Origin of the sequence: Shewanella sp. SW32, assembly GCF_025653365.1 — a bacterium.
Classification (GTDB): Bacteria; Pseudomonadota; Gammaproteobacteria; order Enterobacterales; family Shewanellaceae; genus Shewanella; species Shewanella oncorhynchi.
The window spans coordinates 19,111-37,170 of sequence record NZ_JAKKSJ010000038.1; the positions used below are offsets into that span (position 1 = coordinate 19,111).

An 18,060-nucleotide genomic window follows, 5' to 3' on the forward strand; every position below is an offset into this window, starting at 1 on the left:
TTTTGATCCATTGAAATTTATTATTGATACGGGGGTGTTCGTTGTTATTTTTATATCAACACAGATAATGTATGAAAAAATATTCAGTAAAACGAATAAACAAGAACAGCCATAATTCCCCCAACTAATGCACATAGGGATAATGCGCAGAGGGACCATGAATAATATATGCTGTTAACACGCTCACAAGCGCTAAGCGACCAACCGAAACCACATAGGAACTGAAAGCTTTATATGCGAAAGATAATTCTCCCACTGATCATGCTAAGTCTAGGAGCACTGCCTTTATATGCTCAAGCACAGGGCATCGCCGATTTATTGGGTAAAAAGTATGCAGAGGTGAAATCAAGTTTATTGGCTGCAGGCTGGGTGTTAACGCCCGTAGCGGAAGATGAAGCACCTATGACAGAAGACTATCCCGAAATAACCTGTGGTAACGGCGCGATGGCAATTTGCTCTGTCGGCTTTAAGCGAGACAATAGTACACTTGCCTTAGTTGTTGAATCTATTGAACAAGAGCTTATTGTGACAGGTGAATACTAAACAGCCCAATAGATGATGTTAAACTCAGCCTAAGCATCTAATGTAAACGAGGTAGTGATGTCATCTATCCCCCAATCAAAACAAGAACTTGAATTGGCTATTTACTCAGTTTTCCCCAAATTGATGGCAGACTATCGTTCAATCCCAGCCCAAATGTCCCGTGTGTGCAGCATAGAAGGAAACATCAAAGGTACACAAATTAGTGTAAGTGATACCGTCGCTTACCTTATTGGTTGGAGTAAATTAGTGCTCAAATGGTACGAGTTAACATCGCAAGCACTCCCCGTTGATTTTCCCGATACGGGTTATAAATGGAATCAACTGGGATTATTAGCAGAGCGATTTCATCATGAACATAGCCAATGGCAATATACTGATTTAATTGATGAATATGAAATGACAATGGAAAAGCTGTCAACGCTGATTGCTAGCCTCAGTGATCAGCAGTTATATGGCGTAACTTGGTACGATAAATGGACTCTGGGCCGTATGATCCAATTCAATACTTACTCCCCGATGAAGAATATGCGTACCAAAGTACGACGATTCAAAAAAGACAATGCATTACCCTAGTAAACAACTCTTTTCAGCACGGAGGTATTCATGCCAAGTACCCACACTCACCCGCAGTTAGGTCCAAACCCCAACGATAAAGCGCCAATGAAAGGCTTTCCTCAGGTTGGCTTTCTTAAAAACTTTATTACCCGCGAGAACATTATCGTCGGTGATTACACTTATTATGACGATCCAGCTGGTCCTGAAAGATTCGAGTCGAATGTGCTTTATCACTTTGACTTTGTTGGCGATAAACTGATTATTGGTAAATTCTGCGCTATTGCGAAAGACGTGAAATTCATTATGAATGGCGCTAATCATCAAGTGTCTGGCTTTTCGACTTATCCCTTTTATATCTTTGGTAATGGTTGGGAGAAAGCGGCGCCCAATGCCGAAGATTTACCTTTTAAAGGCAACACCTGTATCGGTAACGATGTGTGGATTGGTTATAACGCCACTATCATGCCTGGAGTGAAAATTGGCCACGGCGCCATTGTTGCCAGTCAATCTGTGGTAACAAAAGATGTACCACCCTACGCTGTGGTTGGCGGAAATCCTGCCACTGTCATCAAGCTGAGATTCGAGCAAGATGTGATAGATGAGCTCGTTACCATCGCTTGGTGGGATTGGCCGGTAGAAAAAATCACTCAGCACCTACACGCCATCGCGGGCGCGGATCTGAGTCAATTAAAGCAGGCGACCTAAGATAAGCGGGTCGCGAACAAGCTTGACGAAAAATCTCAAGCGACAGCAATAAGCAACAAACATTAAGAAACCGCCATTAAGCGCAGAACAAAATCCAATATGCGCAATTTTGTACAAAAGCGCTGAGGATTTCTGGGTTACTATCAGGTACAACCCGCCCATTCATCTATTCAAGAAAGGAGGCTTAATGAATACAGAACATGCGGCCTACCAGATTGCCGATGAATTAGGTGGCCTCGAGTTACTCAATGCCCACTACCATAAACAAAACTTTAGTCGGCACACCCATGAAGGTTATACAGTCGGCGTGATTGAAACGGGGGCGCAGCGTTTTTATCGCACAGGTGGCAACCATGTGGCGCCAAAGCACAGCATCATTCTCGTCAACGCCGACGAAGTCCATAATGGCTGTAGCGCCACCGAGGGCGGTTGGTCCTATCGTGCCATGTATCCAGTACCCGCGCAGTTTGCCAATATTAACAGTGAGCTAGCATCAAACCGCGGTGCGCCCTATTTCCCTGAGCCCGTAGTGTACGATCCTGAATTAGCCGAACTGCTGCGCCTCACCTTTACTACCTTAGATACATCGGACAATCGCTTACTGCGCGAAAGCTTGGTCTATTCAAGCTTGACACAGTTGATGACACGCCATGGCAAGCATCGTCCAAGCGACAACCTCGCGGCAATAGCTAAGCCTGCGTTAGCACTGGTGAAATCCTTTATCGACGATCATCCTGCAGCCGACATCTCCCTTGAAGAGCTGGCAACACTCGCGGGATTAAGCCCCTATTATTTGCTGAAGCAATTTCAGCGTTATTACGGCTTACCGCCCCACGCTTATCAAATTCAGGCAAGAGTGAGACTCGCCAAGGGGAAAATCAAGCAAGGCACACGGCTGCTTGATGTCGCCCTCGATTGTGGTTTTCACGATCAAAGCCATTTGAATCGGCATTTTAAAAAGACCGTCGGCGTAACGCCGGGGCAATTTGCCAAAGAAATAGGCCGCAATATTATCCAAGCCTAAACAACCACTTTAAGTTAATCTGCCATGCTCATTCTTGCTTTCTCCTCTATTGACTAAGCAAGCAACCTTATCCATATATGTTTAACAGCAACCCCGTCGCCGCTATTTTTAGGAGCCAAAGTGACCACCGACAAGCTTATAAAACCTGATGTTTATCCTGTGCATCCCACAAAATCCAAGGCATTTTTAAAAGGTACATTAGCCATGATGCCGTTGACGATAGCGGTTGTACCTTGGGGAATTTTAGCGGGCTCCTTCGCCATTGAGGTTGGGCTAACGCCCATTGAGAGCCAAGCTATGTCGGCGATTATCTTTGCGGGCGCGGCTCAATTAGTGGCACTCGGCATGGTGAAAGCTGGTATTGGTCTGTGGAGTATCTTAATTACGACGTTACTCATCACCTCACGCCATCTGTTATATGCAATGGCGATGCGCAGTCAAATCAGTCCGTTGCCGTTAAAGTGGCGCCTAACATTGGGCTTTTTGCTCACAGATGAACTGTTTGCCATCGCCAATCAAGGCAAGTTACATAAGTTCGACCCTTGGTACGCCCTTGGCGGCGGTTTGAGTTTCTATATCGGTTGGAACATAGCCACACTACTTGGCATAGTGGCGGGCAATGCGATCGAGAATTTAGATGAGATGGGATTAGATTTTGCCATCGCAGCCACCTTCATCGCTCTGGTCGTTCCTACCATAAAAAAACCATCGATTCTCGTCTGTGTATTAGTCTCGCTCACCCTAGCAGTGGTATGCGCCGTTTTTAAAATTCAAGCGGGACTGCTCATTGCCGCCATTGCGGGAATGACGGCAGGTGTACTTTACGCCAAAGCGACCAAGGAAGCGGAACGCGCAGAACAATCCGCCAGTCAGCTAGCAAGCGCACAGACCAAAACAGAAGTGGATACAGGAACAGGGACTGACATTAAGACAAAAACATTGTCAGGAGAAAAAGCATGATTTGGTTAATGATCTTTTCAATGGCGGCGGTTGTGTTTATCAGTCGTCATTTACTACTTGAGCCTAAACTACCGCTGCGATTAAGTAAGGGCACCCAAACCTTTTTAAGTTACTCGGCCCCTGCGGTACTCACTGCGATCTTTGCGCCCATAGTGTTTGTGCAGGAAGGTCAGCTCGATCTGAGCCTAGACAACAGCTATCTCATCTGCGCCGTAGTCGCTACTGTGTTGGCGCTCGTCACCCGTAATACCTTGCTAACCACAGTGCTGAGTATGGGACTGTTTTTCTTTATCCACTAAGTCAACAAAGAGTCAGTGCTCAGCAACGGCACTGACTCTTGCATCAATCACTGACACCGTTCCTACCACTCTTTTACACAGCCTACCCCCCCTCTGAGACATCGCCCCCTAGAAAATCACTTCCACGTTATCTTGATCTTCCACAATCTTCATGTATTTAGGCTCTTATGTCTGTGCAACTAATAGTATCGGCTTTAACGGTATTTCACACATCGACGATAATGGAAGAGTGATGATATTTATCAGCAATAACAAAGACTCAAACAATAAAAACAAAATACTTAACCTAACCATATTCAAACTATTTAGTCTCTAAAAACGTCCATTCAGAAATATTATTTACTGCATCTATTACAGCATTAATCTCGGTATAGTTCTCGGTATAGTTCTCGGTATAAAGAGTCCATTAAAAAAGTTTTACATAATAAAATGCCGCATAAATATTAATCCACACTCAAAAACCAACCCATTAAAAATTAAAGTAAATACACTATATTATAAAGTTTTAAATACCGTTTAAAAATAAATTAATTAACACTTTTAACCAAATTCAAACACGCCTTAAATTAATTCATTTTTATTTTGTTTAATAAAAATAAAAGTGCTAGTTTTTAGATGTGCCTAGCAGTAATGATTATTTATATGATTCAGGACTACATATAATTGCCATCGGCGCTCTCAATGAAAGGACGTATTTTATTAAAATAAAGGAACAATCATGAGAACAAAATCTAGCCTGGGTATATTAACGTTATCCTGTTTAACCGCACTTGGAACTGTTTCTTTGTTGGCCGAAGCTGCTATTCCGAATACTATTCCAAAACTGTCAATGGTAGAACACGCTGCCCCTGATCTTGATTCGCTTAAAAATGATGCGATTAACGATCCCTCGTTTATCAGCTCGTTATTCTCCTTAGGACACCATCTTGGATATGCATGGGCTGGCGGTACGGCATCCCAGTATGTTGGTGAAGACATCGAAGTCAGAAGGGAATCGAGCAACGAATACAGTCTTAAAGCCCGCTATAACGGCAATGATCCTTATGCAAACGGCTACAGAGCGAATGAACGTTTGAAGGTAAATTTACAAAATATTCATTTCGTCACTAATCCTCAAAGTCTAAAGTTAGGTTCACCTCAAGTTTATGATCGTGAGGCTATTTATACTGCTCCTGTGGTTATCTATAACTGGGGCGATACCGAAGATACCGGTGTGGCCACCCTAAACTATGATTACACCACTAGCTGGGCCAAAACCGATAATTTCTCCTTCTCCGAAAAAATTGGCGTAACCAATAAATATGAAGTGGGTATTCCAGGAATAGGTGGAGCAAGTTCTGAAATCAGCGCCGAATTTTCTGCCAGCCAAGGTTGGAGTGAAACCGACGGCAAAAGTACAACGATTTCGAGTCAGGCGCAGTACCGCGCAATTATGCCGCCTCGCAGCAAACGTTATATCTCAATCACCCTATTTAAACAAAAGGCGGATGTCCCATACACCTCAAGTTTATATATGATGTACGATATAAAATATGAGAACTTCTTAAAATGGGGAGGTAATGCGCATATTAATCACCCTACAAATAGACCTAACTTCCCTTACACCTTTGGCGGAGCGAATGCGAATAATCTGAATGGACCAGAAGCCTTAGTCGATCAATATCTTCATCAAGATATAAACGGTTATGGTGTATGGGATTGGCCTGCTGCGATTAATTCGGCACAGTCAAAAAGTGGGTTTGAGTGGCAATTGGCGAATATTGTTAGACAACATGGCGCACCTATCAGCGGTAAATTTACTGCAATAGATTCAAGTCAATTTAATATCGATGCCAGTGAATCCTATCCACTAACGGATGAAGACATTGCTAATCGTCCTAAAAGCGCTCAAAAATTAGGACTGAGTCGCAATATTCAGGTTGCCGTCGGCGAGATCCAAAACAATGATGAAGATGGTTTAATCAAAAAACTGAATATTTCGCAATCAAGCGAAGTCATGTTAAACAATTAAAAACGGTGAGCTTAGACTCTCAATAACAGCGATGACACTAGTATCAGAGAGATCTCGATACAACTAGCCCGTTACTAGCAAATTAAAAATGTAATACAAAGCCACTCATTCGAGTGGCTTTTCTTTCGCTTCTGCTCGCGCCTTCGATTGCTCATCCATCAGGCAAATATAATCTTCAAGCTCTTGCCCAAGAGTGAGATCAAAATGACGGTTTAACCGCACAAGACCTGTGATGCGATCGACCCTGAAATTACGAAAATCAGCACGTAGCTCACACCATGTCAGTAAGGTCCAAGTGCCACGCCAAAAATAGATGGCGAGCGGACGCACTTCACGCTCGGTGACATCAAGTTTGACGTCTTGATAGAAGAGTTTGACGTATTCGCGGTGCTGAGCCGCATTACGCAAGGGATCGAGGAATTGAAACTCATTGGAGTCGAGGTAAAAGTCCGGTGAAAACATCAAGGATTGATAGGCTTGTAGTCGTTTTGGTAGTACGGCTTCGACTTTGATCATCGCCTGCCTCGCTGCGCTACCAAGCTCCTTACCACCCCAAGTTTGCACCATACGCATGCCAACTTGAATCGCTTCGAGTTCGGCTTCGTTAAACATCAAGGGCGGAACATTAACCTCGTGGCGCAACAAATAGCCGACACCCGCTTCCCCTTCAATAGGAATGCCACTTAAACACAGGTCCTGCACATCACGGTAAATCGTGCGTGTAGAAACCTCTAACCGTTCAGCCAACTCTTGGGCCGTGGTCAGGCGTTTATGTTTAAGAATTTGCACTATTTGAAATAGGCGGTCGGCGCGGCGCATTGACTCTGATTTAATCCTTTAGTTGCCTATCAGTTGATTAAGCATTGTGAGTTTACATAAATCACTGACATATCCTGATACTCACTTGAGTGATAGTTTACGATTTAAATCATAAAATCCCGATATAGATCTCAACCTCAGTAGCACTAAGATAGACTTCAAAATCCGTTTGATAGCGTCGCTGATGAAAGCAATCAGCCGCGCTAAAATAACCCCACACTTGCCCCCAAAGATCGATAACACACTGTGGCATATCACCCTGAGCAGTGAATTTTAGGTACTTGCCCGCGTTAAGCTCCAATGGCGTAAAATGACTTGCATCAACAGGGGCATCAATTGCCTTACCCACCAGCACAGAAAACTCGCCATTCATGTCTGACTCATAGTCATAATACACGCCATACATGGGCGAATTGAGCATAGCGGTCAGCTGGGATGATTCAAAAAAGGCTTGCCATAAACTGCCAATTTTAGCGCTATCGATAGACATTTCTGCCCGATTATTCGTGCGGGTGCTTAGTCCAAGTAACGGTCGAGCATCAATATAAACCACATCCATCTTTGTTTCTTCCATAGAAATCTAAACCAATAGGTTAATGTTAGCGTCGTGCCTTAAGGACACGACGCTAAAAATTTAACACTCGAGACTACTTATCCTTAGACCACAGACCCACTTTGTTACCTTCGCTATCGGCAAATAAGGCGATATAACCACATTCACCGTCTTTAATCGGTGTGACTGGCAGGATAATCGTCACCTCTGCTGCGATAAGTTTATCCACTAAAGGTTGCAATTGTGCGCTGAAATGCAGATATACAGTGCTACCTTGCATCGATGGCTGGCTCATGCTGCATTTGACTAGCCCTATGCTCGCCGCGCTCGCATCCTCGGTGACTATGGTCGCATATTCCATGTCTTCCATATCGTCACGTTTAAACTCAACCCCAAAATGCTGTTGATAAAAAGCAATGGCACGGTTCATGTCACTGACAGGAATTTCACCCCAAACTAACGGTGCAATAGATAACATTTTCACTTTCTCCTTGTTGAAAAAATATCAATGATTCAAAACCTTATTAGTACAATTCAGGACTGAATCATTAACGGGCGACAACAAGAATAAAACAAGGCTACTGACAGCATGATGTCAGTAGCCTTTTAATAAAAGTGAATTTTGGCGTTTTAACTTAACCAGCAACCAAGATTATTTTGGCAAACTGGCTTGGTGAGCCTGAATAAAATCATCCATGGCTTTGCTCGCCCTCGCTTGGGCGCTAGCTAAGGTATCTGTATCAACCATAGTTTCTACCACTTCGTAGTAGCACTTAATTTTAGGTTCAGTGCCAGATGGTCTGACGATCACCCGAGCCCCGCCCGCTAAGCAGTAAGTCAATACGTCGCTCGGTGGTAAGTCGATTTTCTCAACATTTCCATCGACAAAACGACGCTCAAGGGCCTTTAAATCATCGGTTGAGAGCACATCTAACTCACCAATCTTCACAGGTGGATGCTCGCGCAAATAGGCGCCAATATTGGGCGTGTCAGGTTTTAAGGCAATGCTCACCTGCGCATTGAGATGGAACCCATGCTCACGGTAAATTTGCTCGAGTCTGTCCCAAATCGTTTGCCCCTTCGCCACCAGCTCGGCAGTCAATTGGGCAAATGCCACCAGCGCCGACAAGCCGTCTTTGTCCCACACCATGCTGCCAACTGTGTAGCCAAGGGCTTCTTCATAGGCAAACAGGAACTGATCCTCAGGCGAAGTTTTCGCAATCCCTACATTCATCAGCCACTTAAAGCCAGTGAGCGTGGTAAAGCTTTGCGTGCCAAAACCCTGAGCAATCTTAGATAACAGGCTCGATGACACTATCGTTGTGCCCGTAAGACGCTGATGATCTTTAGCGTGAGATAGTAAGTAATGCCCAAAGAGCACACCGACTTGATCGCCCGTCAACATCTGATACTCGCCATCCTCTTTACGCACTGCGACCGCAAAACGGTCGGCATCGGGATCGTTAGCACAGGCGAGCATAGCGCCGTGTTTTTTCGCCTCGGCAATCACTAAATCCATCGCACCCTTTTCTTCAGGGTTTGGGAAGTTCACCGTCGGGAAATCCCCATCGGGTTCACGCTGGGAGGCAACCGAATACACTTGGGTGAAACCAGCATCTTTCAATACCGTTTCAGCCATTTCGGCACCCACACCGTGCATGGCGGTATAGGCTAAACTCACCTTTTCAGGAGCGGTATGGTTTTGCAGCACCTCAGCTTGCTGCACGCCATGGCGATAGCTTTGGTAAAAATCGTCCTGCAGGATAACTAACTTACCTTGTTTTACCGCGTCATCATGCTCTAAAAACGGAATAGCTTGATTCGCGGCGCGCTCAATTTGCGCGGCAATGCCAGAGTCGTGGGGCGGAATAATCTGCGCGCCATTCTCCCAATAGACTTTATAGCCATTGTATTGCGGCGGGTTATGACTCGCGGTCACCACAATGCCCGCTGCCGCATTAAAATGTTTTACCCCAAAGGCCACCAACGGCGTTGGCGCTACTTTGGACGTTAAGCGTACCTTAATCCCCATAGCGGTGAGCACACTCGCCGCATCATGGGCAAAATTAAATGAATCATGGCGGCCATCATAACCAATCACCACGCCACGCTCGGCGGTATCTTTAATCTGATCAAGTAGATAAGCACCAAGACCAGCAGAGGTTTGGCGGATCACCAAACGGTTCATCCCCATAGGCCCTGCACCGACGACACCGCGTAATCCTGCGGTGCCAAATTCCAAGCGACCCGCAAAGCGCGCTGCGAGTTCGGCTTCATTGCCGCTATCAATTAGGGTTTGTAACTGGGCTTGAGTGCGAGGGTCTGGATCATTTTCAAGCCAATGGTTTACCTGTAACTGCAGATGGGTATTCATATCACGCCTCATTGAAAATCATTTGCAATCACCTTAGGAAAAAGCACGTAGAAGAACAAGCTAATTTGCATTAATTTCAAAATGAGCCAAGGGTATTGCCATAAAAAACGCACTATCTAACAGGTCATGCCAGATAGTGCGTTGGTTTTAACAAACTGGTTTCAAAACGGATTTAGAGTTTAAAGATATTATCCTTCGTATCTCTGTCGATGAGCTTCACAAAGGGATCGACCCCCACATAACTGGGTTTTTCAGCCAAAGTGATCGTCAGCTTGTTTTCACCACTGACCAGCCTGTGCTTCTCAATCAATAACACCTGTTTGTCATCCTTTAGCTTATCGGGATCGGCACTAAAGGCACCGATATCGATGATGGCATCTAAAGGTTGTTCGGTTTCTTCACCTTTACCACTCGCGACTTTGCGACTGGCATAAATGCTCAAGTCAACTTGCGTCTTACCATCGGGCAGAGTGGTCATGACCGCATTGGTTAACCTAAGATCGTAGAGCGTGATGTCATTAAAAGACTCATCGATAAAGCGAGCTTGCGCTTCATCTGTCCCTTGCTCAAGGTAACTCACTAAATCCAATGTGGTTGGGAAAGGATCGTTACGATACTGATAACGCGCTAAGAATGCCTTCAAATTAGCGTTAAGTTTCTCTTCACCCAACACATCTTTAATCGCCATCATCACCACTGAGCCTTTCTGATAATGAATGTACTGCTGATTTTCACTGCGCAGCAGAGGCATTTCTTTGATGGACTCGGATGAACGGCCGCGTAAATATCTATCTAATTCGTATTTCAAGAATTTACGGATCATTTTATCGCCATACTTTTTCTCCAGCACCATCAACGCCGAATACTGCGACAAGCTTTCGGATATCACAGCACTGCCCTGCACATCGGCAGCGCCCACTTGGTGTCCCCACCATTGATGTGCCACTTCATGGGCGGTGACGTAATACACAGGATCGATATTATCCTCATTGCGTAAATCAGTAATAAAACCAATACGCTCTGAGTAAGGCACTGTATTAGCAAAACTTTGTGCAAAACTACGGTAACCCGGAAACTCCATAATTCGCATTTGCTTATGCTGATAAGGCCCAAATGCTTGTGTGTAGTAATCGATAGAATCTTTAACCGACTCTATCATGCGCGCAACGTTCCAAGGATGCTCCGCATGGTAGTAAACCTCAACCGCAACACCATTGTGCTCAGTTTTTTCCACCTGATAACGGCCCGAAATAATGGCGTAGAAATTCACCATAGGGCTATCCATCGAATAATGGAAATACTCACGCCCATCCTGCTGCCACTGTTTTTGCAAATACCCTGGCGCTAATGCAATTTGATCTGCACTTGTCGAAATAGTGGCTTCAAACTGAATGAAATCACCATCGACACCAAAGAAGTTTTGCGTGTAGTAACGGCTGTCTTCAAGCTTGTTCGCTCGAGCTTTTTCGGCTAAATCGCGCTTTTCGCGCTCGTGGCGATCCATCAGCTCATAGCCGTCTTGATAACCAAAGAGGGGCAATAGTTCGAAATTGTTGATGAAGGTGCCATTTTCAACCACAGACATATCAAAGCCAGCTTCAGCAATACCCACAGACTGACGTACTAATTGAATGTCCCCTTGCACCACCTGCCCAGGCTGCACTGGCGTCGAAAAGGTCAACCAAGCATTGCGATAGCGGCTATCTAACTCACCTAAGTTTGTATTCGGGATATTGATTTTTACCGTTTCGGCCTCAGTATGCTCGGGCCACTGCACTAACATCCTTTCGATTGGTTTATCTGACTTGTTTTGCCATTCGAATATCACCTTAGCAACAATTTTTCGCTCTTCAGGGAAAATATCAATATTCGCATTGACCTTAGTGGCCACTAAAATCGGCATGCTTTGGTATTGTTTGAAGGCCTTCTCATAATCAGCTTGCAGATCTGTGGTTTCATCTTGGGTTAAATAATGATTCAACACTTTTGTTTGGTAGAACAAATAACTGCCCATGCCCAAAAATACCACCAAAGCAACGCTTACAATGACTTTGCCACTAAAACCAAGCTGATAACTCAGTAATCCCATACGGGTTTTAAGGCTTTGCTGCGGTCCGCGATGGTACAAGCCATAACCTAAAACAAACAGGATAAGGCTAAAAGCCCCCCAGTAAATCATATAGAGTGCATGACTTAATAAGCCCCAACCGTAGCCGTTCATATCCGAGTAAATTAAGGTCGGTGATTGACCAAAGTTATATAGGCTATGGCCAAATCCCCAGCTTGCCATAACAAATGTCGTTAGATAATAAGCGACAAATAGTCCCATACCTGCGTACTTATTTGGGCTAAGCACTTGTAGGAAAAACGCTAGCACAGCGGTCATCAACAGCGGCAGGAGGTAATAAAATCCGAGCCTGATAAGGTATTGAGCAATCTCAAGATTGGCTTGACCTTTTATCAGTTGAAAAGCAATTGTGGTACACATGGCGAGCACATAGAGCAAGGTCATCACAATGACCACAGATACTAACTTTGAGCCCCAAAAGCTTAAGTTTGATACGGGAACGCTATCGACGATATCTCCCATTCCTGAACTGCGTTCACGCCAGACGATTTCTGCGCTGTAATAAATCAGCACTATCACCATCAATAACCCCGTCGCGCCGGCAATGTTATTCACCATATCTTGGGTTAATGGCCAATTAGATGTGCCATACCAACCAAAATCATCGAACATGGGGCCGACTAAATTGAAAATAGTCAGCACACCTAACACCACAAATGGCGCGGTAAATAGTACTTGCCGTACTTCAAATTTAACCCGCGTCCAAAATTGCTGACGACCATTAGGATCAGTTGCCATAGCCAATTGTGCCAAAGGCACTAAGCTGGGAACTTTTCCTGCTTTATCGGATTTTTTCTCACGTTTCTTAGTCAAACTCGGCTGACGGAAAATCCCTGAAACGGCCAGTAATACACAGGCAATTCCAAACCATATCGCCCGGTTTTGCAGTACGAGTCCTGAGAATTCAATTAACTGGCTATTCTTCTCGCTAATGGTCCAGTAACGGGTCACTTCGGCAAAGGTGCGCAGCGCAAAGGGATCAAGCAAGGCGGCTATGGTGCGATATTGTGGCTGACTCGCCATTTCGCCCGTCAAGGTATAAAGCACCAACATGGCTACAGCGGTCAGATAGAGCGCCATTAAGGAACGAAAATGACTTGCCATCGCATAGAATAGAGTCGAGATCAGCAGCAAAGTCGGCATGGCGAGTAAAAAATACGGCACAAGATAATTCGATAACGCAAAAGGCCCAAAACGGCTAGCATCGACCCATGGCATAAAAGAGCCGAGCATTAACCCTATGGGGATAAAGGCAAATACCATCATCACCACAACAAAACTGCCGAGAAATCGACCAAATTGGTATGCAAATGGTGATAGGGGTTTGCTATAAATCAGCTCTTCCATCAAATGCTGATGATTGCGAATAGCCGTGCTACCCACAAAATTCACCACGGCAAACATGGAAATAAGTCCCATGATCAACATGGTTTGAGTAATCCCAAATGGGCTGTTTTTCATCACCTCACCGCCGCTACCAATTTGAATATTGTTGGAGACGACTGATAGAAAACTCATTAAAAACAATAGAAAAGAAACAACATAAAAGGATGGCTGACGCAAATAATAACGCCACTCAAACCTAAGCATTGATAACAACATATTGATATCTCCTTAGGCAGCCTGACGGCGGTGACTGAGTAAAGTCGAAAAATACAGATCTTCAAGCCCAGCAGTCGCAGGGGTAAATCCTTCAGGACAAGTTTCAGCTATCACATTCAGTACTGTGCGTCCCGCTAATAAACGCTTAGAAATCACAGGTAATTGCGCCTCAAGCTCCTGCGCCTGTGCTTGACTCACAGTCTTAGTCCAAATTTTTTCCGTTAATTCACCCACCAATTGATGTGGATTGCCTTGAAGCAGAATTTTACCCGATGCCAAAACCGCCATATTAGCGCAGAGTTCAGACACATCTTCGACAATGTGAGTTGAGAGGATTACCACTTTTTCCTCGCCTAAACTCACCAGCAAGTTATGGAAACGGTTACGTTCTTCGGGATCGAGACCCGCAGTCGGCTCATCCACAATCAATAATTTAGGATCACCAAGCAAGGCCTGAGCAATACCAAAACGCTGACGCATACCGCCAGAAAAACCACTCACGGCTTTATTTTTATGCTGATAAAGATTGGTGTGTGCCAGCAATCCTTCAACCGCTTCTTTACGCAGCTTGCTTTGATTAATGCCCTTAAGAATGGCTAAATGATCTAACAGGTCATAGGCACTAATACGCGGATAAACATTAAAGTCCTGGGGCAAATATCCCAAGGTTTTACGCAGCGCTTGAGGATCGGCTAATACATCAATACCATCAAACACTATGCTGCCACTATCGGCACTTTGCAGGGCGGCAATGGTACGCATGAGTGATGACTTGCCAGCGCCATTGGGTCCGAGTAAACCAAACATCCCTTTGGAAATCGTTAAATCAACACCATCGAGTGCTTTAACACCGTTATCATAGGTTTTAGTGAGATTAGAAATAGTCAGCATGCTTCCCTCTTGCGTCTGTGAGTTCAAAATACCAACAAACTATCACATAAAATTAACCCTCACAGTAGTTATCAAGATATTCATGTACTTACAGAATGATAGCCAGCAAAACAAACTACATATTCTTAATCCCTAAAATAGCAAAAGGGACTCTATTTGAGTCCCTTGCTATTGAAATACAATATAAAAGTAAAAATATGCTGCGAATTAAAATATGGCGTACCAAATACAATTAGTTACATAAACGCCAACATTAGCGCGAGGGTAAAGTGCCATCAAATATACGTACTTTGATATTCTTTTTCAGGTTATCTTGGTCTTGTTGCCATTCTTGCCACTGGGTGAGACTGATACTGAGCTGCAATGAAAAATCAGTAGAAATCCACTGTTTTTGCCCTTGAGTATATTTAGGTGCAGGGACTATGTTACTGGGTCCAACGAAGGACGCAGAACACATAAAGGTTTTGAAATACACTTGGTCAATCGATAAATCGAGGGCGCTGGGCGATGTTAAACATTGACCACTGCCCGGCTCTTGATACGAGGCAAATTGGTACAGGATTGCCGGTGTATTATTGGTACTATCGGGAACTGAAGCAGTTTGATGACAAGATAAACAGCTACTTAATGCATTATCCGCAGGGCCATTTAGGCGCCCATTACACCCTAAGTGTCCCGCATTGGTGTGCTCATTCAAACGGCCAACGACCTCTTGAAATACGGCGCTATCCTTAAGCCCTGTGATTGGGTTTTGAGGGAATGCTGCCGCTCCCACTGTTGCTGGCGGCGTGTCATTCCCCCACATTAATCCCAGAGGTGAGATACGATCCCAAGGATTTTTCTCTTTCGCTTTAAACTGACCATCGGCGACAAAAGTGCCATAGGCCCAGCCCACGGGTGAACGGCTGTCGCGCACTGCAATATCAAACTGCAATAAGTACACATCGGCGACAGAGCGCGGGCATTGCTCTGTTTCCTGTTGAAAACTGCAAGCACTGCCATCGGCGTTTTTACATACACAGAAATCACTGGCACTGATATTGGCTTGCCAAACAGGTACATTTTCAAGGAAAGGATAGTTATTAGGCGTTGCGGTTGTGAACAGTAACTTGCCAATCACACTGCCTTCATTAAATGCAAAGTTTTGCTGGGGCATCACAGGTGATGGTGCCCCGGTCCATACCTTGCCAATGCTGTTTGCCGCCTGAGGATTATAAAAGCCCACCGCCCACATAGTGGTTTTAAGGGAGCCTTGGCCTTTTATCTCCATAGTAACGGGGGCTTCTCGGGTCAAGCCATGGATAAATTCCCGCCCACTCATGGGATCATAGGTCTGATAGGGAATATGGTACCAAGAGCGCACCTTGTTGTTACACAGATCCCAGTCTTTACTGACATCGCCTTTGTCGATGTTTCCCTCTTGGATGTACTTCATCACAGCCCAGAGGTATTGCTCAGCTTGGGTATTTTTATCACTTTCACTCAGATTTTTATCGAAAGGATTGAATTTAAGCCAAGGTGCAGCGCTATCTGGTTTAGCACTCGAATAAGCATCACTGAGGCTAAAAATAGGCCCCTTCCAGCCAGAATAAGCTTGGTTGATAATGACTTGATTGTCCCACATACCTGTTTTTGTAAAAGCAGGATCTTGGAAGTAACTTGGATAGGCTCCAGTACAGGTTAAATTTGCGCTAGATCTAGTGTTAGGCGATTGCTTATCTGCAGCTTTTGCGTTGACTGTGGTCAATGAACAAACGGTGAGCAGAAGTATGGCGGTAATGTTGAGTTTCATAATATCGTCCTTGAAGAGTATTAGTCCTAAAAACTCCCTTTGTGAGCCTAAAACTAACAACGGCTCAAATTAAGCATAGACTAATTTTTAACATCTTCTGTAAAGCTTAACGATTCACATATTAAGGATATAAAAAAGGCCGTTTAGCATGACTAAACGGCCGAAACATATTGCTTATTGGACTAGCCGTCCAAGCTATTTCTCAACTTCTTGCCCGCGCGTCTTCCACAGCGAATACAAGACACCTAAGACTAACAGACCAAAAGTCACACCAAGGGATACTGCTGTTGGGATAGTAAAGTCCACTATTCCCTCGTGATTGAAATACACTAAACCCACTTTCACCCCAATAAACACTAATACTACTGACAGCGCGTATTTAAGGTATTCAAAACGATGCACCATAGCAGCCAACGCAAAATACAAAGCACGTAGCCCCAGAATCGCGAAGATATTCGAGGTATAGACGATGAAAGGATCTTGGGTAATCGCAAAAATAGCTGGAATACTGTCGACTGCAAACACCAAATCCGCGGTTTCCACTAAGATCAACGCCAAGAATAACGGCGTCGCCCACCATCCTTTTGTTAACTGATGATCTTCGCCACGAACCCAGAATTTTTCTTTATGCAGCGTTGGCGTAAAACGCATCTTAGTGCGTAACCATTTATAAAACTTATTGTCTTGGATATCACCGTGCTCATCGTTTGAGAAGAGCATTTTCACGCCAGTGAAAATCAAGAAGAGTCCAAATAACACAAGTACACCTTGATACTGGGCAACAAGCACAGCACCAAGACCGATCATAATGGCGCGCAACACTATTACGCCCATAATGCCCCAGAAGAGCACTCTATGTTGGTATAAACGTGGGATACCTAAGCTACTGAAGATTAACGCGATAACAAATACGTTATCCATAGACAGTGATTTTTCAATCAGATAGCCCGTTAAGTATTCCATACCGGCAGTTGAACCCTTGTACCACCAGAGCCAGGCCCCAAACAATAAGCCCATACAGATATAAAAGGCTGAAAGCTTTAAACTTTCAGCCACGGTAATTTCATGCTGATCCTTGTGCAATACGCCAAGGTCAAAGGCTAATAACGCCAGCACAAAACCGAAAAACATTAACCAAACCCAAAGCGGGTAACCCACAAATAGGGTGGTAAAAAACTCCATAAGTCTCCTTAGTAACACATAACGACTGATCTAAATCAGTAAAGTTGAGCAGATAGACATTGACTCATTGTAGAAATATAAACTGTGAAATCTTATATGAAAAATGCAACTATCAAGATTAAAATTCTTTTACAATCAATATAATTATGGTGCTTATTTATACTTATGCCTCGAATAAGTTCACTTCTCAATCACAGCGCTTCCCTGAGAAAATCATCTAACCCACCCATTCGTGACATTCCTTTAGATAGCAGCCTCGAACAAGCGCGTAGATGCTCTACCAATAATGCAAAATTGCTATCAATCATAAAACTTACACTATCCATTAAACGACGAACTACAGCTAAATCAAGGCTAAAGCCGCTAAGATAAAACTGCCACAGTTGAATTATGGCCACTATTTAGCACTCATTTCTTAACTGAAAATGAATTAATTTAACCGCTTAGTATTGCTATAGCGAGCCTTAAAGAACGGCTAAAAATGTTAGTTATACAAAATATTCATCACTTTCAAGACCCTTGGCTGTTCCATATCATCCGAGTGTGATTAACTGCTGCAACAGCGCTGTCTTTTAGCAATCAAAAGCGCCGCGATAATCACAAATAATGAAAAATAATTAAT

15 protein-coding genes are annotated in these 18,060 nt (G+C 44.2%); 7 read left to right on the plus strand and 8 right to left on the minus strand.

Going from position 1 to position 18,060, the window contains the following annotated elements; all coding sequences use genetic code 11:
• The first annotated feature begins 234 nt into the window (after positions 1 to 234).
• The 7 genes from L5M28_RS19290 to L5M28_RS19320 all read left to right on the plus strand — a co-directional run bounded on the left by L5M28_RS19290 (position 235) and on the right by L5M28_RS19320 (position 6,097).
• Positions 235 to 543: a hypothetical protein gene (locus tag L5M28_RS19290; RefSeq protein WP_263204203.1), complete on the plus strand. Its 309-nt coding sequence runs from the start codon at positions 235 to 237 to the stop codon at positions 541 to 543.
• Positions 544 to 600: 57 nt separating this feature from the next.
• Positions 601 to 1,116 (plus strand): ClbS/DfsB family four-helix bundle protein, encoded by a 516-nt coding sequence (locus L5M28_RS19295; RefSeq protein ID WP_263204204.1) that lies wholly within the window; start codon positions 601 to 603, stop codon positions 1,114 to 1,116.
• Between the two features lie 30 nt (positions 1,117 to 1,146).
• Positions 1,147 to 1,803 (plus strand): Vat family streptogramin A O-acetyltransferase, encoded by a 657-nt coding sequence (locus tag L5M28_RS19300; protein WP_263204205.1) that lies wholly within the window; start codon positions 1,147 to 1,149, stop codon positions 1,801 to 1,803.
• 187 nt (positions 1,804 to 1,990) lie between these two features.
• Positions 1,991 to 2,827 (plus strand): AraC family transcriptional regulator, encoded by an 837-nt coding sequence (locus L5M28_RS19305; RefSeq protein ID WP_263204206.1) that lies wholly within the window; start codon positions 1,991 to 1,993, stop codon positions 2,825 to 2,827.
• A gap of 120 nt (positions 2,828 to 2,947) precedes the next feature.
• A complete protein-coding gene (locus tag L5M28_RS19310; protein WP_263138161.1) occupies positions 2,948 to 3,787 on the plus strand; it encodes an AzlC family ABC transporter permease in 840 nt (279 codons plus the stop codon).
• Entirely contained in the window at positions 3,784 to 4,086 is a 303-nt protein-coding gene (locus L5M28_RS19315; protein WP_131525746.1) for an AzlD domain-containing protein, read from the plus strand. Before L5M28_RS19310 ends, L5M28_RS19315 begins: the two co-directional genes overlap by 4 nt.
• A 718-nt stretch (positions 4,087 to 4,804) precedes the next feature.
• A complete protein-coding gene (locus L5M28_RS19320) occupies positions 4,805 to 6,097 on the plus strand; it encodes an aerolysin family beta-barrel pore-forming toxin (protein WP_263204207.1) in 1,293 nt (430 codons plus the stop codon).
• A 105-nt stretch (positions 6,098 to 6,202) separates the two neighbouring features.
• Here the strand turns inward: L5M28_RS19320 and L5M28_RS19325 are convergent, their stop codons facing one another.
• The 8 genes from L5M28_RS19325 to L5M28_RS19360 form a co-directional block, all read right to left on the minus strand.
• Positions 6,203 to 6,916, minus strand: coding sequence for a helix-turn-helix transcriptional regulator (locus L5M28_RS19325; RefSeq protein WP_263204208.1), 714 nt, complete (start codon positions 6,914 to 6,916; stop codon positions 6,203 to 6,205).
• Positions 6,917 to 7,025: 109 nt separating this feature from the next.
• Positions 7,026 to 7,475, minus strand: a complete 450-nt coding sequence (locus tag L5M28_RS19330; RefSeq protein ID WP_263204213.1) for a GyrI-like domain-containing protein — start codon at positions 7,473 to 7,475, stop codon at positions 7,026 to 7,028.
• A gap of 88 nt (positions 7,476 to 7,563) precedes the next feature.
• A complete protein-coding gene (locus tag L5M28_RS19335; RefSeq protein WP_131525743.1) occupies positions 7,564 to 7,947 on the minus strand; it encodes a VOC family protein in 384 nt (127 codons plus the stop codon).
• A gap of 174 nt (positions 7,948 to 8,121) precedes the next feature.
• Positions 8,122 to 9,843, minus strand: coding sequence for a phospho-sugar mutase (locus L5M28_RS19340; RefSeq protein ID WP_263197743.1), 1,722 nt, complete (start codon positions 9,841 to 9,843; stop codon positions 8,122 to 8,124).
• Positions 9,844 to 10,015: 172 nt separating this feature from the next.
• Positions 10,016 to 13,573, minus strand: a complete 3,558-nt coding sequence (locus L5M28_RS19345) for an ABC transporter permease/M1 family aminopeptidase (protein WP_263197740.1) — start codon at positions 13,571 to 13,573, stop codon at positions 10,016 to 10,018.
• A gap of 12 nt (positions 13,574 to 13,585) precedes the next feature.
• A complete protein-coding gene (locus tag L5M28_RS19350) occupies positions 13,586 to 14,464 on the minus strand; it encodes an ABC transporter ATP-binding protein (RefSeq protein ID WP_263197738.1) in 879 nt (292 codons plus the stop codon).
• 253 nt (positions 14,465 to 14,717) lie between these two features.
• Complete coding sequence (locus tag L5M28_RS19355) at positions 14,718 to 16,256, minus strand: hypothetical protein (RefSeq protein WP_263197736.1); 1,539 nt, start codon at positions 16,254 to 16,256, stop codon at positions 14,718 to 14,720.
• A 195-nt stretch (positions 16,257 to 16,451) separates the two neighbouring features.
• Complete coding sequence (locus tag L5M28_RS19360) at positions 16,452 to 17,438, minus strand: TerC family protein (protein ID WP_028760515.1); 987 nt, start codon at positions 17,436 to 17,438, stop codon at positions 16,452 to 16,454.
• Positions 17,439 to 18,060 lie beyond the last annotated feature (622 nt).